Source organism: Saprospiraceae bacterium (genome assembly GCA_016712145.1).
GTDB lineage: Bacteria > Bacteroidota > Bacteroidia > Chitinophagales > Saprospiraceae > Vicinibacter.
Window position 1 is genome coordinate 2,889,293 of the sequence record JADJRO010000001.1, and the last position, 22,761, is coordinate 2,912,053.

At 38.4% G+C, this 22,761-nt stretch carries 14 protein-coding genes and 1 pseudogene; 7 read left to right on the forward strand and 8 right to left on the reverse strand.

Going from position 1 to position 22,761, the window contains the following annotated elements:
* Window positions 1-130: 130 nt before the first annotated feature.
* On the reverse strand, window positions 131-1,777 hold the full coding sequence (locus IPK91_11870) for a hypothetical protein (GenBank protein ID MBK8297951.1): 1,647 nt from the start codon (window positions 1,775-1,777) through the stop codon (window positions 131-133).
* Between the two features lie 80 nt (window positions 1,778-1,857).
* Here IPK91_11870 and IPK91_11875 point away from each other — a divergent pair, with 80 nt between their 5' ends.
* From IPK91_11875 to uvrA, 5 genes and pseudogenes are all read left to right on the forward strand, one after another.
* Window positions 1,858-2,349, forward strand: coding sequence for a TlpA family protein disulfide reductase (locus IPK91_11875; protein MBK8297952.1), 492 nt, complete (start codon window positions 1,858-1,860; stop codon window positions 2,347-2,349).
* A 130-nt stretch (window positions 2,350-2,479) separates the two neighbouring features.
* Window positions 2,480-4,414: a DNA topoisomerase (ATP-hydrolyzing) subunit B gene (gyrB, locus tag IPK91_11880; GenBank protein ID MBK8297953.1), complete on the forward strand. Its 1,935-nt coding sequence runs from the start codon at window positions 2,480-2,482 to the stop codon at window positions 4,412-4,414.
* Window positions 4,415-4,466: 52 nt separating this feature from the next.
* Window positions 4,467-6,012, forward strand: a pseudogene (locus IPK91_11885) (glycine--tRNA ligase).
* A gap of 3 nt (window positions 6,013-6,015) precedes the next feature.
* Entirely contained in the window at window positions 6,016-6,414 is a 399-nt protein-coding gene (locus IPK91_11890; GenBank protein MBK8297954.1) for a GNAT family N-acetyltransferase, read from the forward strand.
* Window positions 6,415-6,451: 37 nt separating this feature from the next.
* Window positions 6,452-9,295, forward strand: coding sequence for an excinuclease ABC subunit UvrA (gene uvrA / locus IPK91_11895; GenBank protein ID MBK8297955.1), 2,844 nt, complete (start codon window positions 6,452-6,454; stop codon window positions 9,293-9,295).
* A gap of 124 nt (window positions 9,296-9,419) precedes the next feature.
* Here the strand turns inward: uvrA and IPK91_11900 are convergent, their stop codons facing one another.
* Window positions 9,420-11,213, reverse strand: a complete 1,794-nt coding sequence (locus IPK91_11900) for a CHRD domain-containing protein (protein MBK8297956.1) — start codon at window positions 11,211-11,213, stop codon at window positions 9,420-9,422.
* 204 nt (window positions 11,214-11,417) lie between these two features.
* Between IPK91_11900 and IPK91_11905 the strand changes: the two genes are divergently transcribed.
* Window positions 11,418-12,416, forward strand: coding sequence for an IS110 family transposase (locus tag IPK91_11905; GenBank protein MBK8297957.1), 999 nt, complete (start codon window positions 11,418-11,420; stop codon window positions 12,414-12,416).
* Between the two features lie 355 nt (window positions 12,417-12,771).
* On the opposite strand, the gene IPK91_11910 is transcribed toward IPK91_11905, so the two are convergent.
* Window positions 12,772-13,722, reverse strand: a complete 951-nt coding sequence (locus IPK91_11910) for a transketolase family protein (protein MBK8297958.1) — start codon at window positions 13,720-13,722, stop codon at window positions 12,772-12,774.
* Between the two features lie 100 nt (window positions 13,723-13,822).
* Window positions 13,823-14,662, reverse strand: coding sequence for a transketolase (locus tag IPK91_11915; GenBank protein ID MBK8297959.1), 840 nt, complete (start codon window positions 14,660-14,662; stop codon window positions 13,823-13,825).
* A gap of 123 nt (window positions 14,663-14,785) precedes the next feature.
* On the opposite strand from IPK91_11915, the gene pdxA reads away from it, so the two are divergent.
* Entirely contained in the window at window positions 14,786-15,844 is a 1,059-nt protein-coding gene (gene pdxA, locus IPK91_11920) for a 4-hydroxythreonine-4-phosphate dehydrogenase PdxA (protein ID MBK8297960.1), read from the forward strand.
* A gap of 81 nt (window positions 15,845-15,925) precedes the next feature.
* Here pdxA and IPK91_11925 read toward each other — a convergent pair whose 3' ends face one another.
* From IPK91_11925 to IPK91_11940, 4 genes are all read right to left on the reverse strand, one after another.
* On the reverse strand, window positions 15,926-16,600 hold the full coding sequence (locus IPK91_11925; GenBank protein ID MBK8297961.1) for a glucosaminidase domain-containing protein: 675 nt from the start codon (window positions 16,598-16,600) through the stop codon (window positions 15,926-15,928).
* A gap of 456 nt (window positions 16,601-17,056) precedes the next feature.
* On the reverse strand, window positions 17,057-17,683 hold the full coding sequence (locus IPK91_11930) for a hypothetical protein (protein ID MBK8297962.1): 627 nt from the start codon (window positions 17,681-17,683) through the stop codon (window positions 17,057-17,059).
* A gap of 196 nt (window positions 17,684-17,879) precedes the next feature.
* Complete coding sequence (locus IPK91_11935; GenBank protein ID MBK8297963.1) at window positions 17,880-19,340, reverse strand: T9SS type A sorting domain-containing protein; 1,461 nt, start codon at window positions 19,338-19,340, stop codon at window positions 17,880-17,882.
* Between the two features lie 212 nt (window positions 19,341-19,552).
* Window positions 19,553-22,600 carry a T9SS type A sorting domain-containing protein gene (locus IPK91_11940; GenBank protein ID MBK8297964.1) on the reverse strand — a complete coding sequence of 1,016 codons (3,048 nt, stop codon included), beginning with the start codon at window positions 22,598-22,600 and terminating at the stop codon, window positions 19,553-19,555.
* Window positions 22,601-22,761 lie beyond the last annotated feature (161 nt).

A 22,761-nucleotide genomic window follows, 5' to 3' on the forward strand; every position in this document is an offset into this window, starting at 1 on the left:
ATTAATACCCATTTAATTAAAATTTGTTTCTCGCAGAGACGCAAAGTCGCAAAGCAAGAAAAAACTTGACTATCAACCATCACCTATCAACCATCCCCTATCAACCATCAACTATCACCTATCAACTATCTTAAAACGTACTCGTAATACTCAATCGCATGCCGCTAAATGCAGGTTCCAATCTGCAAATACCGCCGGAACAAATAATGCCTTCCCGTTGCTGAACGTATCGCAGTCCGAATCGATTGGATCCTTTTGTGTAAACCATTCCACCTGAAATGTAATGCAGATCATCATGTCCTTTTGTAGGTTTTGCATTGTACATATCAGAAATTTCAAATAGGAAATGCGGCGCAATGCCCAATTCTGCCAAACCAAAGATCCATGAACCGGTGTCATGGTCGTTATTCATATATTGTGATTCAATACGCAAGGATGTTTTGCGTGTAAAGCGATATAAATATTCAACAAACGGTGTGATGGTTTTTACATCGGCTTCACCAACTTTCTGATAGTATAAATCCAAATTAAAAAACTGATGTTGGATACCTCCTGTCAGTTGCCATTTTTGATCGTGTTTATAAATTGCTTCCGCATAAATCTCCCTGTAATATTGTTTATCAAACTTTTTATCGCGAATATCTGAATAATTTAAAGATAAATTCCAGTGCTCTCCCAATCCGTATTTGATATCAAATTGATAAGCCATTTCATCTAAAAATTGGGTGGCAGGATAATAAAAGGAAGTCAAACGAAAGGTGTTGATTTTAGCCATGGGTGGAATGTATCCAATCAAACCATTGTTTTTACTGAGTAGTGGTTCGGTACGAAATAAAAATCCATCCGTGCGTTTGAATTCAGCAGTGATTCCGAGTTTATGTTTGGCATAAGACAAGCTGGTATAAAATACGGTGCCTTCTTTGGAAACCAATTTACCGATGGTAGTTGTTTTAATGGTATCAATTGGATCCCGTTTGATGGCTTTGTCGTCTTCAAATAGATCTTTTGGTTTATATGCAGTTTCAAAATACCAGGAAAAATCTTTCCAGTTTAAATTATTGAAAATGCTAACTGCATTGCTGTTGTAATAGGGATTAAATTGATCTACCGGATGGTAGTTTGAAAGAATTCCCGTTAATTGGTTTACAATGGCCTCACCAAACGTGCGATTTACAAATCCAAAACCAGGGGCAATACTCCAACTGCTGCTATCGGTTGGTTTATAGAATCCCGAAACGGCGACGCCCTTTAATACGGCATTGTAAGAGTCGAACAAATTTTTTTGTTTGCCTACAAATCCACGAACCGACCAATTGTCATTCCATTTGTATTTTCCGGATACACCAATTAACGCATTGTCTATGAGTTGGGCACGTTCTTCATATGCACGATAAATAATTCCACTGCCAATTTGATCGTAGAGATAACCGGCAGCGACTTCAAACTGATCGGTTTCTTTTTGGATATACCATTTTCCGATCCCGAAATCTGTATGAGAAGCAACCGGATTCCGTAAATTGGAATTATTAAATGCATCAAAACGGATGGCACCGGTAAAACCCTGATAGGAAGCGGTAAGATCCAACCAGGATTCCGAACCAAACAATTGATGTGAATACTGCGGACTTTTATAGGCTTCCCTCAAACTATCCCGTATAAACAAGTTGGCATTTGTTTGAAATCCTCCACCCAAAACCAGTTGGTCTTGTGCATGTATAAGCTTGATATTGAATACAATACAACAAATCAGGGCTAGTTTTATACTCTGGTTAAACATTCGTTAATTGATTTATGCTGGGATAAAGTAACGGAATATTTTAAAGAATTTTACAGCATCAAAAAAAACTAATAAATCAAATGAAAACCTTTTCAGCCTTTGGCCTCATCTTGAGTTTTGCACTTTTATCCTTTACAATTGGCGATAAGAAATTTCCTGCAGCCAATTTGAAATCACTGGATGGGAAAGCGGTAAACCTAAATGCGAGCTTTGCAAAAAATAAATTGACCGTTATCAGTTTTTGGGCAACCTGGTGTTCCCCTTGTAAAAAAGAACTGGATGCAATCAAGCCACTTTACCCTGAATGGAAGAAAATGGGAGTTGAAGTAGTGGCTGTAACGATCGATGATGCACAGGCCTTAAATAAGGTGAAACCATTGGTTAGTCAAAAAGCATGGGATTATACGATTCTTTCAGATGCAAATAAAGACATGCTCCGCAATTTAAATTTTCAATCCATTCCGCAAACATTTGTGGTAGATGCAAGCGGCACGATCCTTTATACACACAATGGGTATACCCCTGGAGATGAATACGAACTTGAGAACAAACTCAAGTCATTTTTGAAGTAAAAATTTACTTCCATTTTCATTTTACCAAATCGCTGGAAAACCCTGAATTTTCAGCTAATTTAATGCATTTAAAAGCCTGAAAATGCGGCTTAAAATTGCTATCTTTGCAGTCCATTTTCAATAAAAAAATATGACGCAAAAAGGCAGTGATTACAGTGCATCGAGTATACAGGCATTAGAAGGATTAGAAGCTGTACGAAGACGTCCTGGAATGTACATCGGAAGTACCGATGTGAAAGGCTTACACCATTTAGTATGGGAGGTAATAGATAACTCGATCGACGAGCACCTCGCAGGTCATTGCAGTCATATTCTTGTTAATATCCTACCTGATAATTCCATCCGTGTTGAAGACAATGGACGGGGAATTCCGGTTGATATGCATGAGAAATTGAAGAAATCTGCCCTTGAGGTGGTTATGACCGTATTGCATGCGGGCGGTAAATTTGATAAAGATTCGTATAAAGTTTCAGGCGGTTTGCACGGAGTCGGCGTATCGTGTGTGAATGCCTTGTCCGCATACCTTCGAGTAGAAGTTCGCCGGGAGGGGAAGGTTTATATGCAGGAATATGAACGTGGAAAGCCAAGAGAATCTGTTCGTGAAATTGGCGAAACAAATTCCAGGGGGACTACCGTGATTTTTAGACCGGATGATGAAATTTTCGAAACCCTGATTTATAGTTTTGATACACTGGCTCAACGGATCCGTGAACTCTCTTTTTTAAATAATGGACTGACGATTTATCTAAAAGACGAACGGGAAGGGCACCAACGGGAAGAGCGATTCTTTTCAGAAGGAGGTCTTAGAGAGTTTGTACAATATTTAGATCAAGGGCGTCCACCTTTAACAGAAAATCCGATTTATGTGACAGGAAAGGAGGAAAATATAGAAGTGGAAATTGCCATGCAATACAATACTGGTTTTCAGGAAAATGTATTGTCTTATGTAAATAATATTTATACGCGAGAAGGAGGAACCCATCTAAGTGGGTATCGCCGGGCACTAGCACGTGTATTTAAGCAATATGGAGATTCCAATGGATTTTTCAGTAAGCTGAAAATGGAAATCAGTGGAGAAGACTTTCGGGAAGGATTGACAGCCGTAGTATCTGTTAAAGTTCCTGAACCCCAGTTTAAAGGGCAAACTAAAGGAGAATTGGGTAATTCTGAAGTTGTTGGGGTGGTTTCAAGAATTGTCGGAGATGCCCTGATGGCTTTTCTTGAACAAAATCCAAAAGAAGCTCGCCGTATTATTGATAAAGTCATCTTAGCTGCAACGGCCAGACATGCTGCTCGCAAAGCACGTGAAATGGTGCAGCGGAAAAATGTATTAACCGGAGGCGGACTTCCGGGAAAATTGGCAGATTGTTCGTCTCGCTCTGCAGCTGAATCCGAATTGTTTTTAGTTGAGGGAGACAGTGCAGGTGGAACAGCTAAACAAGGGCGTAACCGAAATTTTCAAGCCATCCTTCCTTTGCGAGGTAAAATTCTGAATGTTGAAAAAGCATTGGAGTATAAAATTTATGAAAACGAGGAGATCAAGAATATGTTTACTGCTTTGGGCGTCCACATCATTGAAGATGAAGACGGTCAGCGGAAATTGAATATTGATAAACTTCGGTACCACAAAGTGGTGATCATGTGCGACGCGGACGTAGATGGTTCGCATATTACAACGCTGATACTTACATTCTTTTATAGGTACATGGTTGAATTAATTCAGAATGGACATTTATTCATTGCACGACCTCCTTTGTATTTAGTAAAGAAAGGAAAAGAAGCAAAATATGCATGGAATGAAAAAGAGCGTATAGCCATTGTTGAAGAATTGGGCAAAGGAAAAGAAGACAGTGTGCACATTCAGCGATATAAGGGTTTAGGTGAAATGAACGCCGAACAATTATGGGAAACTACCATGGATCCTGCTCGAAGAATATTAAGTCGTGTAGATATCGAAGATGCATCCAATGCAAGTTATTATTTTTCAATTTTAATGGGAGAAGATGTCCCACCCCGCAGGGATTTTATTGAAAAACATGCGGTATATGCAAATATTGATATCTAGTTTGGCTTGAATTTAAGTTTGAAATTCATTTTTACAGTTTTAATTTTTTTGTGTGGACGATTTATTTAAAAAGCTGGTCTCTCATTGCAAGGAATACGGATTCATTTATCCTTCATCTGAAATTTATGATGGTTTAAGCGCTGTGTATGATTATGCACCCAATGGCGTTGAATTAAAAAATAATATTAAAACGTATTGGTGGAAAAGCATGGTGCAAATGCATCAACACATTGTAGGTCTGGATGCTGCCATTTTTATGCACCCTAAAACCTGGAAAGCCTCCGGTCACATCGATGCATTTAATGATCCTTTAGTCGATAATAAGGATTCAAAAAAAAGGTACCGCGCCGATCAGTTGATCGAAAATTATCTTGATAAACTGGACGAAAAAATTAATAAAGAAGTTGAAAAAGCGCAGAAGCGTTTTGGAGAAAGTTTCGATGAAAATTTATATCGTGAAACCAATCCAAGGATTCAGGAAATAAAGACCAAATGGAATCAAGTCAATGATCGCCTGGTCCAGACGATGTCTGCAAACGACATGGCCGGACTCAAACAACTGATAGAAGACTGTGAAATTGCAGATCCTGATTCTGGTTCGAGAAATTGGACGGAAGTCCGTCAGTTTAATCTGATGTTTAATACGCAATTGGGAAACATTGCAGGAGAGGAAGGTAAACTCTATTTACGACCGGAAACGGCACAGGGCATTTTTGTAAATTTTTTAAATGTTCAAAAAACCCAGTCGTTTAAAAATTCCATTTGGCATTGCGCAAATTGGAAAGGCGTTTAGAAATGAAATCGTTGCACGCCAATTTATTTTTAGAATGCGTGAATTCGAACAAATGGAAATGCAGTTTTTTGTTAAGCCGGGAGAAGAAATGCAATGGTACGAATATTGGAAATCCAAGCGCATGGCCTGGCATTTAGCATTGGGTACGCCTGCAAAAAAATTAAAGTTTCATAACCATGAAAATTTGGCTCATTATGCAAATGCAGCCGTTGATATCCAGTTTGATTTTCCATTTGGATTTAAGGAACTGGAAGGAATCCATTCCCGTACAGATTTTGATTTAAAAAGCCACCAGGAATTATCTGGTAAGAAATTGCAGTATTTTGATCCGGAATCAAATGAAAATTACATCCCCTATGTTGTTGAAACGTCTATAGGATGTGACCGGATGTTTTTAGCCATTTTGAGTAATGCGTATACTGAAGAATCCGTGCCGGATGCTGAAGGCGATGCTTCTACACGGGTGGTATTAAAATTGCATCCAGCCATCGCTCCAGTAAAATGTGCCATTTTGCCCTTGTTAAAAAACAAAACAGAACTGGTAGACAAAGCAAAGGCAATTTTTGAGGATTTAAAATTTTCTTTTTTATGCCAATACGATGACAAAGATGCAATTGGCAGACGCTATCGCCGCCAGGATGCCATTGGAACTCCTTTTTGTATTACGATTGATTTTGAAAGTTTGGAAAACGATACAGTCACCATTCGGGATCGGGATAGTTTGAAACAAGAACGCGTATCCATTGCAGCGATTGAAAAAATAATTGCAGACAAAATATCCTGGAAGACTTTATTTGAAAATTAGTGAATGGAAATATTTTACACGGATCAAGACCGACCCACAACGGAAGAAATTATTGATTTGTATTTAAGCGCAGGACTTAAACGACCCGTAGAAGATACCGAGCGAATTGCAAGGATGTATGCAAATTCCAATTTGATTGTTACGGCACGGATGAATGGACAACTTATTGGAGTATCTCGTGCCTTGACAGATCATGGGTTTTGTTGTTATCTGTCAGATCTGGCAGTGCGCAAAGAATTTCAATCTGCTGGAATTGGAAAACAATTGATCTCGTTGACAAAAAATCTTGTTGGAGATCAGTGTATGTTGTTACTTTTGGCTGCAGCAAATGCAATTGAATATTATCCGAAAATAGGAATGGAAGCAGTAGATAACGGATTTATAATTAAGCGGAGTATTTAACTGCAAGCTTACATGATTACCCCTTGATATATTTTTCATGGACTTCAATTACGATCAGGAATTTATAGATATTATAGGCGCATCAGAACACAATCTGAAGGAAGTGTCTGTAAAAATTCCACGCAACCAGTTGGTTGTGATTACTGGGATTTCAGGTAGTGGAAAATCCTCCCTGGCATTTGATACGATTTATGCTGAGGGGCAAAGGCGTTATATGGAAACATTCTCCCATTATGCACGGCAGTTTATAGGAAATATTGAAAGGCCCCAGGTAGAAAAAATTGATGGATTAAGTCCGGTGATTTCTATCGAACAAAAAACAACCGGTTGGAATCCACGTTCAACCGTTGGAACCATTACTGAAGTGTATGATTTATTTCGTTTACTCTATGCCCGCGCAGCGGATGCGTATTCCCATGTAACGGGTAATAAGATGGTTCGTTATTCTGAAGATCAAATGTTGGAGTTAATCCAAAAACAGTTTGTCCATAAACAAATAAGCATTCTTGCGCCTTTGGTGCGATCCAGGAAAGGTCATTACCGTGAATTGTTTGATCAAATTCGGAAGCAGGGATTTAATAAAGTACGAGTAGATGGTGTTATTCAGGAATTAAAACCTGGATTGCAAGTGGATCGTTTTAAAATTCACGACATTGAGGTATTGATTGATCGGATCCAGGTTAATCCTGAAAAATCGGAACGACTGAGTTATAGCATTCAGACTGCATTAAAAATTGGTCAGGATGTTTTGTTTATACTTGTTCAAGATGAAAATAAATTAATCCCATTCAGCAAGCGATTGATGGATGTAGAATCAGGTTTGTCTTATGATGAACCTTCACCAAACAGCTTTTCTTTTAATTCACCTTATGGCGCTTGTCCTGAGTGTAAAGGCTTAGGAGTTATGCATTCGGTAGATATGGACAAAGTGATTCCGGATGATTCTAAAACAATTCATGAAGGTGGCATTGTGCCTTTAGGTGAAGTTCGAGAAAATTATTTGTTTAAGCAGTTAAAGCAAATTGCAGACCGTCATAAATTTTCGTTTTCAACACCTGTAAAGAAAATACCAAAGAAAGTTCTGGATACCATTTTATTCGGAGGGGACGATTCGTATCCGGCACCTACAGAAAATGTTTGGTTTGAAGGATCATACCATTTGGCTTTTGAAGGCTTGACTAATATGCTCAAACGTTGGTATCGCGACACCAGTTCGGAGAAAATTCGGCAATTTGCTGAAGACTTTATGGTAGTTACCGATTGTGAAGTATGTAAAGGAAGCAGATTAAAACAAGAGAGTCTCTACTTTAAAATTGACGAGCGAAATATTTCTGAACTGGCACAAATGGATATTTCGGATTTGGATAATTGGTTAAAAAATCTGGAAGATCGATTGTCAGGAAAGCAAAAAATTATTGCGAAAGATATCCTAAAAGAAATAAAAGCCCGCATCGGATTTTTATTATACGTAGGATTGGATTATTTGAATTTAAACCGATCCGCCATCAGTTTATCAGGAGGTGAATCGCAACGTACGCGATTAGCAACACAAATCGGTTCGCAATTAACCGGTATCACATACATCTTGGATGAACCGTCTATTGGATTGCATCAACGGGATAACCATCGATTGATAAAATCCTTGCGTGAACTTACGGACATAGGCAATACGGTGTTGGTAGTAGAGCACGACAAAGATATTATGATGGCCTCCGATTATATTATTGATCTGGGACCTGGTGCAGGTGTTCATGGAGGCGTATTGGTTGCCGAAGGAAGTCCTAAAGAGTTTTTAAAAAAGAACTCTTTGACTGCGGATTATTTATCTGGTCGAAAAAATATTACCATTCCAGAAAAAAGACGCAAGGGAAACGGAAACTATGTGGTTTTATATGGAGCGTGTGGTCACAATTTAAAAAACCTGAGCATTAAATTTCCATTGGGATGTTTTATGTGTGTAACCGGAGTTTCCGGTAGTGGAAAATCCAGTTTGATAAATGAGACCCTGTATCCAATTTTAAGAGCACATTTTTACAAGAGTTTGCAACGCCCATTGCAATATGAGAAAATTGAAGGGCTTGAATTTTTAGATAAAGTAATTGAAATAGATCAGGAACCTATTGGCAGAACACCGCGTTCAAATCCAGCAACCTATACCGGAGTCTTTACAGAGATTAGAAATTTATTTACCGGATTGCCAGAAGCAAAAATCAGGGGTTATAAGCCAGGACGTTTTTCCTTTAATGTAAAAGGCGGTCGTTGTGAAGTTTGTGAAGGTGGTGGAATGAAAGTTATCGAAATGAATTTTTTGCCGGATGTCTATGTACATTGCGAATCTTGCAATGGAAAGCGATACAATCGGGAAACCCTGGAAATTTTATATAAAGGCAAATCCATTGGAGATGTTCTGGATATGACGGTTGAAGAGGCTACTGTATTTTTTGAGCATGTTCCGGCAATTTATAGAAAATTAAAAACCCTTTGTGATGTTGGGTTAACATATATCACTTTAGGACAACAAGCAACAACGCTTTCAGGTGGAGAAGCGCAACGGGTAAAACTATCGGAAGAATTATCTAAACGGGATACCGGACAAACCTTATATATTCTTGACGAACCAACAACCGGATTGCATTTTGAAGACATTCAACATCTAATTCTTGTATTACAAAAATTAGTAGATCGGGGCAATACCGTAATGGTGATTGAGCACAATCTGGATGTGATTAAAGTTGCAGACTATGTATTGGATTTAGGTCCTGATGGGGGAAAATACGGTGGTAACATTGTTGCATTTGGTACACCGGAACAATTGACCACTGTGAAAGAAAGTTATACCGGTCAGTTTCTGAAAACTGAATTGGCTGAATTGTTAAATTAAAAATTGTCACGAATGGAAGACGAATGGAAGAAAGGAAGAGTTGCCACGAATGCACGAATGGAGATTCGAAGTATTTAATTTAATTATTCGTCTTTAATTCGTGCATTCGTGGCGATTCTTTCTATTAATTTTTAATAAATTTCAAGCTTCTCAAAGGATTATTCCCTTCAACAACATTTAATAAATAAAAACCGGAAGCTAATTGCTCGATCGGAATACTGATTTTATTAAATCCCGGATAGAAAGATTGTTTCCATTTTCGAATTAGTTTGCCTTGGGCATCATTTATAAATAAATCAATGCTCATGGATTTATCTAAAGTCGCTTCTAAAAACAATTCTTGAGTAATGAAATTATTATTCAAATTTAATTCTTGGATAACAGATTCAATAATGGAGGTATTGATTTTACACGAAAGGGTTCTGCGAATTTGACCGCGCACTTCTCCGGCAGGATTTGCAGCGGTGTGTACATTAAAATATGCTCCGTCTTTATCAATTTTGCCAGCAACCGTTCCGGTAATCGGAATCACATTGGTTGTAAACGGATTGGGTAAATCCAAAGGAACTAAAACAGTTCCGTTTGCACCAAAATTTGCATCATGAATATGTGCAGCCGTTGCATCTCCATTTAAATTTTGAACAATCATTCCGTAATCTAATTCTGTATTGGCTTTGTTTACCGCAACATAAGCTGCTCCATAGGCAGGAACATTTTTTACTGGTATTTCCTGGTCACCACACAGATCAAAAGCAAATGATTTTAAAAGATTATTTTCAATTTGTCCACGAATTTCACCTCCTGGATTTGCTGCGGTATGAATGTTAAAATACAATTCATCTTTAAAAAAGGCGGTCAACATATCTCCGCTGATTGCAGCTTGACCAAAATAAATTCCTGGAAAATTAGAAGGAGTTAATGCAGTAAAGACAGGACCATTTTTTCCTGCAGCACCATTGTGGATGTGTGCAGCCGTTGGAACCAATCCATCAAATCCAACTAAATAAAACAAAGTATCCATATCCGGATAATTAAGCGCAGCATATCCAAATCCTTTGGCCGTACTGTTGTTCGGTGGATTTTCCTGACTTCCATTCATCACACCATATCCGTTATTTAACGCATCCAGTTGCAATTGCCCTCGAATTTCGCCATCGGGATGTGCAGTGGTATGAATATTTACATAGGCTCCGGTAAAAAAGGCAGCAAATAAAACCTGTTGAACCACATTGGGATCCTCAATGGTTCCGGAAAGTACGATGCCATCTTGCAATTCGGTAATTACAGGACCTGTGCTGAAAGCATCTCCTGCGTGAATATGTGCAGCTGTCACCGGACCGCTGAGTCCGGAATACATGATTTTGTATTCCATCCTGGTTAAATTTGGAGAGAGCCGTATAGCACCCAATCCGAATGCTTGTCCTGGGACCGGTGGAATTTGGGAAGCACCAGAGATCACAGTTGATAAAATAATTTCAGATTTCCAATTGAGTTGTCCTCGGATTTCTCCATTTGGAAACCCGGTGGTATGCACATTTACATAAAGTTCTCCAAAAAATGAAGCAGCTAAAAATCCTGGAGGTGTCTTAAAGACCCCTTTAATACGACTTCCGGTAATCATAGTTCCTAAATCTATAAAAACAGGGCCAGTCGTATCACTCGTTCCTAAATGGATGTGGCAGCCAATGATATTTCCAGTCAAATTGGTAAAAGCACCATGGACATACACTTCACTGCGATCTTCAGATACCAGAAACGTCATCAGTCCCAATGCATCTCCACGTACGGGTGGAACTTCATTCGAAGTATTCATTTCTGCAACGAACATCATTTGTCCGTTTTCAGCAAGCAAACTTACAGGTTGCAAAGTGAGGCAGAAAAATAAAAAACTAAATAAATAGGTAAAATTTTTGTTCATAGTAGAAACATTTATGATTAGTAAATTAATATCAGATGGTCGGGAAATCGGGAATTGAAAAATGGGCCTATAATGTATATCGAACAAACTTAAGAAATGTTTCGTTCAAAATGGAGAAAAAAGTCTAAAGAATCCATGTAATAAAATAAGGCTTAGTTTAGGGTTGAAAATTCTCAATTTAATAATCAACTTAAAACCAAGCCTATGACAAATTTACAAGTAAAAGCGGACTTTACTGGCCGCATTATGTTTATCGGTATCGACATACATTTAAAAAATTGGCATGTTTCATTATATTATGAGCAGAAACTTATAAAGAGTTTCCGGCAAGAAGGATGTCCAAAGACGTTGTCAAATTATTTAAATGAGCATTATCCAGGTGCGAAATATGTATGTGCATATGAATCCGGATTTAGTGGATTTTGGGCACAGCGTCAATTGGAGCAGTTAGGAATTGAGTGTATTGTGGTTCATGCAGCAGATGTACCCCAGACGAACAAAGGAAAGCATTTTAAAACAGACAAAATGGACTCCAAAAGGATTGGAGCTGCATTGGGAAGCGGTATGTTGCGAGGTATATACATTCCCGAAGCAGAAGCAGAATCAGACCGTCAATTAGTTCGATGTAATGTAAAATTGGGAAATGATGTTACAGCATGTAAGCATCGCATCAAGAGTATGTTATACCAACTTGGAATATCAATACCACAACAATATAATAATGGAAACTGGAGTAATAAATTTATGACATGGTTAAAGGATCTTCGCTTTGAAAATGAATCAACCAGACTAGCTTTAGACCTATACTTTCAAACCTTACTTAACTTGCGACAAGAAAAGCTAAATGCTTTGCGACAGATTCGGAGGCTACAGAACAAGGATCGGTATTCAAAATTATTTAAGTTATTAACGAGTATTCCAGGCATAGGGCCAATGACAGCAATTACTTTGCTAACTGAAATTGTGGACATGAAACGATTTAACAATTTTGATGAATTAAATAGTTTTATAGGATTTTGTCCAAATGAATATTCCAGCGGAGACAAAGAACGCAAAGGAAGAATGTCTTTTAGACAGCACAAAAGACTCCGCTCATTGCTAATTGAGAATGCCTGGATAGCCATTCGTAATGACCCCGCTCTGCTGTTATATTATAGTGAAACTAAAGAAAAAAACACAATCAAATTAAACAGTAAAAAATAAATCTTAGCTTTACCATCCCAGAAATGAATAAAAGTTAAAAAATGGTAAGACCGCTCACTATAGACTGTAGTTTAACCTACGCAATGAAGATTGCGGCTTACCATTTCTTTACATAACTAATTAAGATTCTTGTAGCGAAGAGAGATTTTCGACTACTAATAGGAGTTTGATGAGTAAAGAAAAGATTATTTGAAGAGACAACAAAAATCCAAAGGAAGTGGAATGGTTAATTTATGCCATTCTACTTTCAAAGGAATTTATTAGAAAACAAGGGAATTGGCAACCTCCTGCATATTTTATTCATAGGAGTCTATAGTCTATTGACTTTAGGCTTACATTAATTTGTAATTGATGATTATCCCAAAACCTTTTTTGCTGCTTTCACGACATCCTCGACGCCTAAGCCATATTTTAATAACAATTCCATCGGTTTTCCGGATTCACCGAAGGAATCATTTACTGCAACATATTCCTGTCGGCAAGGGTGATGTTGCACAAGGATCTGAGCAATTGAATCGCCCAAGCCCCCATTGCGTTGGTGTTCTTCGCAGCTGACTACTTTATTGGTTTTGCGAACGGATTTCAATATACAATCCACATCGAGTGGCTTTATCGTATGAATGTTGATTAGTTCGCAATCGATGCCTTGTTTTTCCAGTTCACGACAGGCTTCGAGTGCTTGCCAAACCATGTGTCCTGTTGCAAAAATGCTCACATCGTTTCCTTCTTTCAGGACCAGTCCTTTACCGATTTCAAACGGCTGATTTTCTAAAAATACGGGCCAATCCGGACGACCAAATCGAAGATATACCGGTCCCTTCCAATGAGCAATTGCTTTGGCAGCTTCTTTGGTTTGGTGAGCATCTGCCGGATTGATAACGGTCATACCCGGAAGCATTTTCATCAATCCAATGTCTTCTAAAATCTGATGTGTTGCTCCGTCTTCACCTAAAGTCACACCGGCATGAGACGCACAAATTTTTACATTTTTATCAGAGTATGCTATGGATTGACGAATCTGATCGTACACCCTACCGGTACTAAAATTCGCAAAAGTTCCGGTATATGGAATTTTACCAATCGTCGCCATGCCGGCAGCCATCCCCATCATATTCGCTTCAGAAATTCCTGTTTGAAAAAAACGGTTTGGAAATTCTTTTTCGAATGCATCCATTTTTAATGATCCAACCAAATCAGCACACAATCCGACGACCCGGGAATCTAAACGACCGGCTTCAAGAAAACCTTCTCCAAAACCATTTCGGGTTGCAGATTTTTTAGTTGATTGGTAGAGATCCCAGGACATTTTATTAATTACGAATTATTAATTACGAATTACGAATGCAGTACTAAGATTATTATTTAAATTCTCAATTCGTAATTCGTAATTGAAAATTTGAAATTGATTAATAGTCTCCATAAGTTTCTTCCAATTGACTTAAGGCGATAGCGGTTTGTTCAGCATTGGGAGCGACTCCGTGCCATTTGTGAGAGCCCATCATAAAATCAACACCAAAGCCCATACTTGTTTTCATAAGGATCACAATTGGTTTTCCTTTTCCGGTTTTTGATTTTGCCACTGCAAGCATGTTAAGTACCTCTTCCATATTATTGCCATTCATTTGCAATACATCCCAACCGAAACTATTCCATTTTGCAGGCAGGTCTCCCAATGACATTACTTTGTCGTTTGGACCATCAATTTGTTGGCCATTCCAGTCAACGGTAAGAATCAGATTGTCTGCTTTATAATGTGCGGCAGCCAATACGGCTTCCCAGATTTGGCCTTCCTGCAATTCACCATCACCAGTTAAAACATATACTAAACCCGGATCTGAATCCAATTTTTTGGCCAAAGCAGCTCCCAATGCAGCACTGACACCCTGTCCTAAAGAACCTGAGGCAATTCGAACACCTGGCAGGTGCTCGTGGGTAGTTGGGTGCCCTTGCAATCTGGAATTTATCTTTCTAAACGTATTCAATTCATCAATTGGAAAATAACCAGATCGTGCCAATACAGAATAAAACACCGGAGAAATATGACCGTTGGAAAGGAAAAAAAGGTCTTCACCAATGCCTTCCATTTGAAAGGGTAATTTTTTTTGGAGCATATTAAAATACAAAGCTGTCAGAAAATCAGCACAACCCAGGGAACCACCCGGATGCCCGCTGGCGCATTGATGGGTTTGTCTGATGATATCCCTTCGAACCTGGGATGCCATACGCTTTAATTCTCCTATCTCCATTTCGCAGGCAAAAGTAGATTAAATAAAGAATTTTTCTATATGTTTTTAAAATCCAGACTGATTTCTGACAAGCGAGGCTTGGCAAATCCGCATTATCTTCGCGGTCTATCAAATTTTCCGTTCATGGACAAAGTAAAAATTGGGATCAGCTGTGGGGATATCAACAGTATCAGTTTGGAGGTAATCCTTAAAGCCCTCAACAACGAACAAATTTTTAAGAGCATCATCCCTATCATTTATGGGAATATTAAAATTGTATCGTATCATAAAAACATTGCACTGCTTGAAAATTTAAGTATCAATATTATTGGCCAGGGGGAAAAACCACGCCCTGGTAGAATCAATCTGGTCAATTGCTGGAGTGATAATGTAACGATCACCTTAGGGAAAGCAAGTCCAGATGGAGGTAAATTTGCCCAAATTGCTTTGGAACGAGCTGTGGATGATGTGTTGAAATCTGAAATTGACGCATTGGTTACGGGTCCTGTAAATAAATTGTCTATGCGGATGGCCGGGTTTAATTACTCGGGTCATACGGGTTATTTAAAAGACAAGGCAGAAGTAAATGATTGCTTGATGTTTATGGTTTCAGACCGGATTAAAATCGGTTTGGTTACCGATCATGTGGCGGTGTCTTCGATCGCTTCTCAAATTACTAAAGAAAGTGTATTGAGTAAGTTGCGGATCATGGAACAATCGCTGATGTCAGATTTTGGAATTGAAAAACCCCACATTGCAGTATTGGGATTAAATCCACATGCAGGTGAAGAAGGACTCATTGGTTCTGAAGATGAAGAAATAATCCGACCTGCAATCATAGAAGCCAAAAAAGCAGGTTTATTTGTTGCTGGACCCTATTCTGCGGATGGATTTTTTGGCAGTGGCCATTTTAGTAAATTTGATGGGATTCTTGCAATGTATCATGATCAAGGTTTGATTCCATTTAAAAACATGTCTTATTATGAAGGCGTTAATTATACAGCGGGTTTAAATTTTGTACGCACCTCGCCGGATCATGGAACTGCATTTGATATTGCAGGAAAGAATGAAGCAGATCCCCGTTCTATGATCCATGCAATATATACAGCAAAAGACATTTACTTACAACGTAAAGGCTTTCATGAAATGCGTGAAAATGTATTAAAGAAAAGGCCAAAGCTATCAGAAGAATCGAGCGAGTAGGTTAAAATCACTCTAATATCATTCGTCTAGGTTTGAGATTGGTTTACTTAGACCCCGACAACTTTGGCTGGGGCAAAGTTACTAAATTCTTGACTTGCGTTTCTTCTTTTGTACTCCTTTTATAGTTTTTGCAGGAATAGATTTTTTAACCGGGTTTGAAACAAAAATCGGTTTAATCATTTTATTTTGAAGAGATTCCATAGTATGAATTTCTCTTTTAGGAGTTTCAACAATCAATTCTTCTTTTAACTCCGTTTTATAATCCAATAAATCCAGATTGTATTTTTGTATTGTACGGATTAATCGTTCGGCATAATTGGGATCGGTTGCATATCCACACCTTTTAAGTCCATAGGCCCATGAAGTATAATCTGTTTTGGAAAGACTAAATAATTCTTTGTATCGAGGGCGATTCATTAAAAAATCGCTGTGGTCTTTATAGGAATCAATTGCTGAAGAATAGGATCGAAAACAAGAAGCAATCAATTGCCCTGAAGTATTGTAATCATCATCTTCGTATTGATAGGTTTCCCCATTCCAATTGTTTTTACATTTTATGCCAAAATGATTATTTGCCTGAATGGCAAGTTCACTTCGACCGGCCATGGATTCAAGCAGCCCTTGTGCCATTTTAATACTGGCAGGAATGCCGCTGCGATCCATTTCGCTGATAGCGAGAAATTTAAATTGTTCGATGTATTTTTCCTGGACAGAAACCGGACGGGCAGAGACCATCAGGAATAAAACGAAAGGCATAACCAATAGCCTTAAAATGGGATGATGTGGGGGCACTAATTTCATTTTGGTAACGATTCGCTTTACAGATGCAAAAATAATACCAATTTTGAAACCACCAAGGGGGTAGTAATATATATAATGTTATATTACAATTAATTATAAAGTGATTTATTTTATAATATGTAAATTGAGGAGGGAAGAAGCTGGATTAGTCTGTAGAAAGGAAGTCTGAAGGTTAAAGCCGAGAGGCTTGAGAGGCTGTATGGCTGATAGGCTGGAAACCCACAAAAAACATATTTAAGCTTAACAACTTAATAGCTTATCAGCTTAATAGCTTTTCAGCTTGATAGCTTTTCAGCCAAATAGCTTAACAACTTCTTTTCTAATTCCTACTTGTTGATTTTGGAGGACTAAATCCCTTGAAACTACTTTAGGCTTAACAGCTTAATAGCTTAATAGCTTCTCCACTTCCTCTTATTCTCCGACAGCTTGTTTGATTTTGGCAAGATCCAGTTTCGCTGCAAAAGCCAATTCAGCCTGTTCGTTTGCAAACCCTTTTGCCTGGATGGTAATTAAGGTTTGACTCAGTGGAATTTGAATTTGCGTAGATCTGATTTTTTTTGAAACATCGTTGTTGCCATAATAATCCATCATTTCAGTTTTTAATATGGCTCGTTGCGTTCCAACACGTACACTTTTTGCACCTTCGCCCATTAGTGCGGGGTTGGATAAATACATATTCATAGCACTCATCATCGGCGAGTTGGCTAAAATCTGAATTTCTGCTTCATTTTCATCAAGCGTTGGATTTTTATATTGTTTGCTGATTTGGCTACCGCCCATAGCACCTAAACTTGTATTTGAGGATCCGTCAACAACTTCTTTTAGTCCGTTAATTTCTATAGGAAGTACATTGCCGATTTGTTCGGACATGAGTTTATTGAGCTCATTTATGGCATCTTGCAAACTCATTTGGGCTTGTTTGTAATTTTTTTGGCTATAAAAATCTGTAGCTTCTTTCAGGTAATTTTGGACAGGATCCTGGCTGAAGGATTGATAGCAAACAAGCGATAGTAAAAAGAGTACAAATTTAATTTTCATTGTGTTTGATTAAACAGTTTGTTTCCAAAGATACTACAAAAAATCTAAATTGTCTTTGAACAGAACCTATAGGTTTTGAACTCGAATTTGATTTGAATTTTGGTTCGAAAATAAAAGCATTTGACTTAAAAAATAAAGGAGGCACATTGGTACCTCCTTTATTTTTATTTTAAATAAATCTGAAAAAAAATCAGTTTTATTTTTGAATGGTAAATGATTTTACTTCACGGTCAATTCCATTCATGATTTTTACAAAATACAAACCATTTGAAAATTGATTAATTCCAATAGGAATTACCAATTCCTGTTGATGATTCATGGAATAGGTTTCCGCAAACAATTTTTGTCCAATGTTATTGTATAAGACTAGGTTAACAGGATTTCCGGTATTGGATTGCACCTTAACATACAATACATTTTGAGCTGGATTTGGATAGAGTTCAATGCCTTGATAATCGGAAGCAGTCAAATCATATTGATAATAAACTTCTTCACCAGTCATGAATTCATTTTTTTCCAATCGGGTCAAATTACCGCCACAACCGGAATTCCCACATGGGCCTAAATAACCTCCGGCATTGATATGGTTTTGAACTGCTGATAAATAGGTACATACCGTTTTATATCCTCCAGGTGATTTACTGCATACTTGCACTTTGGTATTGCTGCTACATTTCCAAGCATTGATGATTTGATTGATGTTAGAAGGTGGATATTTACAATCCGGTCTGCCATCGTTGTTGTTGTCGATTTTATCATTGCCACCGGGGCATTGGTCACAAGCATCTCCAACGTTGTCGCAATCAGCATCGGCTTGACTAGGATTGTAAACATAAGGACAGTTGTCACTGCAATTCGAAATTCCGTCGCCATCTGAATCAGCACTTTCATCCACTATTCCATTGCAATTATCATCGTATCCATTGCAAGCTTCAGTCCGGCATGGATAAATCGCATTGTTAGTATCATTGCAATCACCATAAGCATAACTAAAGCCATCTCCGTCGTTATCAAGTGAAACACAGGAAGCAGTGGGTACAAATGCCACTGCATCTACAAAATTACCAACTGAGCCACCACTCACTCCACGGATTCTTAATCTTGAGGTGGTTTGCCCTGCGGGAATTGCATAGCTGCCAGTATATAGATTCCAACTGGTGCCATCTGTCATTGAGGCCAGTGTGGTATACGGACCACCAATCGGTCCAATTTCAAAAACAGCATTTTGGACTCCAAGTCTTCCTCTGTGGGCTATTTGCCAATAGTAAATTTCCCCATCGCAGGTGGCAAAATCCTGATGTACGGTGCTAGGGAAGTTGGAGTTTATTTCAATGTAATTGGAACCATGATATGGAGCAACCCCTTCGTTCCCATTTCCCCAAATTTCAAAATTCCCATCATTGGTTGACCAGCCATTAAAAAGTGAAGGAAAGGAAATGGAATTTCCAGGCACACAAGTTGTTTCAAAGCTTCCATTGAATGAGCCTGAACTACAAGGACAGCCGGGAGGTAAGTAATTCAAACCGGTGGCATTTTTAGTAAGGATTGCATTTAAAGCCAGGGGTGTGGCCGAGAATCCAACTGGGATAAAAAGTATCAAAATCAAAAGAAAATCAAGGAATTTGGGATGGTTGGGTACATTGGTAAATTGTTCCATTGAATTAATTTTAATTTGGTAATAGAATAAAAACAAATCAAATTAATTGAATTCTTCAATCAATTAATTTCCAATAAATATCAGAAATATTTTTTAAATGCAAGTTTTTTTTTATGGGTTTTCACTTTTCTACCTGGCGTAAAAATTAATTGATTTCACTGGTTTCTATGGAACACAATAAAAAAGGAGGCAATTTATGCCTCCTTTGCTTTTTATTTTAAATAAATCCGAAAAAAAATCAGTTTTATTTTTTGAATGGTAAATGATTTTACTTCACGGTCAATTCCATTCATGATTTTCACAAAATACAAACCATTTGAAAATTGATTAATTCCAATAGGAATCACCAATTCTTGTTGATGATTCATGGAATAGGTTTCTGCAAACAATTTTTGTCCAATGTTATTATATAAGACTAGGTCAATAGGATTTCCTGTATTGGATTGCACTTTAACATACAATACATTTTGAGCTGGATTTGGATAGAGTTCGATTCCCTGATAATCGGAAGCTGTCAAATCATATTGATAAACAACTTCTTCACCGGTCATGAATACATTTTTTTCCAATCGGGTCAAGTTACCGCCGCCGCAGCCGGAATTTCCACATGGGCCTAGATAGCCACCTGCGTTGATGTGATTTTGTACAGCAGAAAGATAGGTACAAACTGTTTTATAACCTCCAGATGATTTGCTACAGACTTGTACTTTGGTATTGCCACTGCATTTCCATGCATTGATAATTTGATTGATGTTGGAAGGTGGAAATTTACAATCCGGCTTACCATCGTTGTTGTTGTCTATTTTATCATTGCCACCGGGGCATTGGTCACATCCATTTCCAACGCCATCGCAATCATCATCAGCTCCTGAAACGGAGAAAACTGCACTGCAAGTCACAGGTCCCTGACAAGTAGATGTAACTGTCCAGGTAACGGTTTTAGTTCCACCATATCTACTTGGAGCGGAACCTCCATTGTGACTCACTGAACCATTGCAACCACCTGTATATTGAAATGAATTTAACCAATTGGAATATGAATTGTCTATTTCTGCTTGTGTATGACAGAGATCTTCATTTTTATTTTCTGGGCAGGTTACTGATACAGTTGCTGGTGCATTTACAGTAAATGTTCTTGAACAAGAATTTGAACTGCAATCGGTCGTATACGTCCAGATGGCTGTTGCCATTCCACCACATATACCTGGAGGATTATTTGGGGCATTTGTTGTAAAGGAACCATTACAACCTCCACTTCCAGTTGTAGAAGTTAAAAATGAAGCGTATGCTGAGCCAATCGCAGAGCTAGAAGAACACGAACTCATAGTAACTGAACTTCCGCAACTAAAATTGACCGAAGGTTCAGTAATATTGATTTGTTGTGAGCAGGTTTTGCTGTTGCCTGCGTTATCCGTTAATTTCCATGTTCTGGTAACTACAATTGGGCAAGTTCCGGATTTAGAATCTTTATAGGTAACATTTGTAATTCCACAATTATCATTGCCAGTCCCATTATTTGGAGCATTGGAATAAACTGCATAGCTAGATCCAGTTTCATTCTCATTATAAGCCGGAGAATGAATTGCATTGGTGTTACAAGCAACAAAACTTCTGTTATCCGGGCATTTAGTAATATTTGGAGCTTGAACATCCTTCACAATAATATTAAAACTGCATTCTGCCGTATTTCCGAATTGATCGGTAGCTGTTGCAGTAATAGTCGTTGTTCCAACCGGATACGTTGCTGAAGGTGAAATATTCGTGTAAACTATACTAGGAATATCTCCAACACAATCAACTGCACTAGCAATTTTGAATGCATACAAACGAAGTCCATTTTTTCCTCTTTCTGTACCGTCTAAGTCCGCCCAATCCGCTAAGTCAACCGGTGCACCATAAAAGTAGATTCTAAAAGTTATGGAACCGCTAACCGGTGCCATACCGCTTAAATTAAAATTTAAAGATTGAAATCCGCTAGGATTCACTGAAATGGTTGATATATCAGCGCTAAAACCATCTAAACTTGATCGAATGCTGGCTTTGGTTGGACCTTGATCTAAATAAGACCTTTTGTCATAGCTTAGATGCTCAAATCGAGTTCCTCCAGGAACATTGACATTAAAGGTCAAATATTGACCCGTAGGAACCGTTGGGGATCCTGTAATGCGACCGACAGGCAGGGTGCCTCCATTGCAAGCATTTGATAAGCCAACAGTGGTTAAATTATTCGCTGAATACCCCAAACCAACATTTGAGGGAGGAATTGGCGTATTTCCGCAAACTATACCTGTGGGATTATATTGCAGTACCAATTCGGAAGGAAAATTATAAATAGTACTGCATAAGTCAGGTAAAGAATTAACTGAAATATCAGCTGGGCAGGTCAAGCTTATTAAACATTCATAAGTAATTATTAAAATGCCATCACCAGTATTTAAACCACCTGTTGTTGTGCCGTTAGTTACGCTACCTATATAACTGGAACCACCACCACCACCGCCGTTAGCACAATAACTGCCGCCGCCGCCGCCGCCATAATATCCACCGCCGCCGCCGCCGCCGCCTCTCCAATCTTGATTATTACCATCACCGCCTAAGCCCAAAGACCCAGGATAACCATTAAACATACAATTAGTGGGGAATAAGCCTCCGCAACCACCAGCACCGCCAGAAGATTGAGATCCACCGTATCCTCCTTGTCCACTCCATGGGGCACAGCTACCAGTACTTCCAGTTCCGTTATTGCCATTTAAAGCTCCTCCAATTCCGCCATCACCGCCTTGATATGGATTTTCACCGCCGCCGCCGCCGCCGCCGCCACCTGCAACAATAACTCTATCAGCAAGAGCAATTCCTCCTGCTCTGACATCAGAAGCGCCTCCTCCATTGCCACCTTTACATCCTGCTGCAGGGCAACAATAGGCCAAACCGCCACCATTATAGCCACTTTGACCACCGACATAAATATTTAAAACTTGACCAGGTGTAACAACTAAATCACCGGTGGCATATCCTCCGTTAAGTCCATAACCGCCAAAATTGCCAGCACAAGCACTGTTTTGCCCTTGAGCACCATAAGCTTTAATAGTGATGGATGTAATACCTGCGGGAACAGTCCAAGATTGAGGCGCACCCGTATAATTAAATGTAACAGTTGTTTGACTTTGAATTAATGGTACGAATAGAAATTGAAACAGAATTAGGCACATGAATATGTGCACTTTTGGAAAATGCAAATTTCTAATTAAATTGAATTTCATAAGTTTGAATTAATGTGTAAAAAATGATTATTGATAAAAAGAATTTGATAGTAGCAAATTATAATAGTAAAACTTAACTCAGATACAGTAGAGGGGAATCATGGAGCAATTTATATGTTTATTTTGTAATATATGCTTTAAAAATAATTAATTTGCTTAAA

Coding starts and splice junctions, on each gene's coding strand:
- IPK91_11870 (MBK8297951.1), bottom strand. CDS start 1,777: ATGTTTAACCAGAGTATAAAACTAGCCCTGATTTGTTGTATTGTATTC.
- IPK91_11875 (MBK8297952.1), top strand. CDS start 1,858: ATGAAAACCTTTTCAGCCTTTGGCCTCATCTTGAGTTTTGCACTTTTA.
- gyrB (MBK8297953.1), top strand. CDS start 2,480: ATGACGCAAAAAGGCAGTGATTACAGTGCATCGAGTATACAGGCATTA.
- IPK91_11890 (MBK8297954.1), top strand. CDS start 6,016: ATGGAAATATTTTACACGGATCAAGACCGACCCACAACGGAAGAAATT.
- uvrA (MBK8297955.1), top strand. CDS start 6,452: ATGGACTTCAATTACGATCAGGAATTTATAGATATTATAGGCGCATCA.
- IPK91_11900 (MBK8297956.1), bottom strand. CDS start 11,213: ATGAACAAAAATTTTACCTATTTATTTAGTTTTTTATTTTTCTGCCTC.
- IPK91_11905 (MBK8297957.1), top strand. CDS start 11,418: ATGACAAATTTACAAGTAAAAGCGGACTTTACTGGCCGCATTATGTTT.
- IPK91_11910 (MBK8297958.1), bottom strand. CDS start 13,722: ATGTCCTGGGATCTCTACCAATCAACTAAAAAATCTGCAACCCGAAAT.
- IPK91_11915 (MBK8297959.1), bottom strand. CDS start 14,662: ATGGAGATAGGAGAATTAAAGCGTATGGCATCCCAGGTTCGAAGGGAT.
- pdxA (MBK8297960.1), top strand. CDS start 14,786: ATGGACAAAGTAAAAATTGGGATCAGCTGTGGGGATATCAACAGTATC.
- IPK91_11925 (MBK8297961.1), bottom strand. CDS start 16,600: ATGCCTTTCGTTTTATTCCTGATGGTCTCTGCCCGTCCGGTTTCTGTC.
- IPK91_11930 (MBK8297962.1), bottom strand. CDS start 17,683: ATGAAAATTAAATTTGTACTCTTTTTACTATCGCTTGTTTGCTATCAA.
- IPK91_11935 (MBK8297963.1), bottom strand. CDS start 19,340: ATGGAACAATTTACCAATGTACCCAACCATCCCAAATTCCTTGATTTT.
- IPK91_11940 (MBK8297964.1), bottom strand. CDS start 22,600: ATGAAATTCAATTTAATTAGAAATTTGCATTTTCCAAAAGTGCACATA.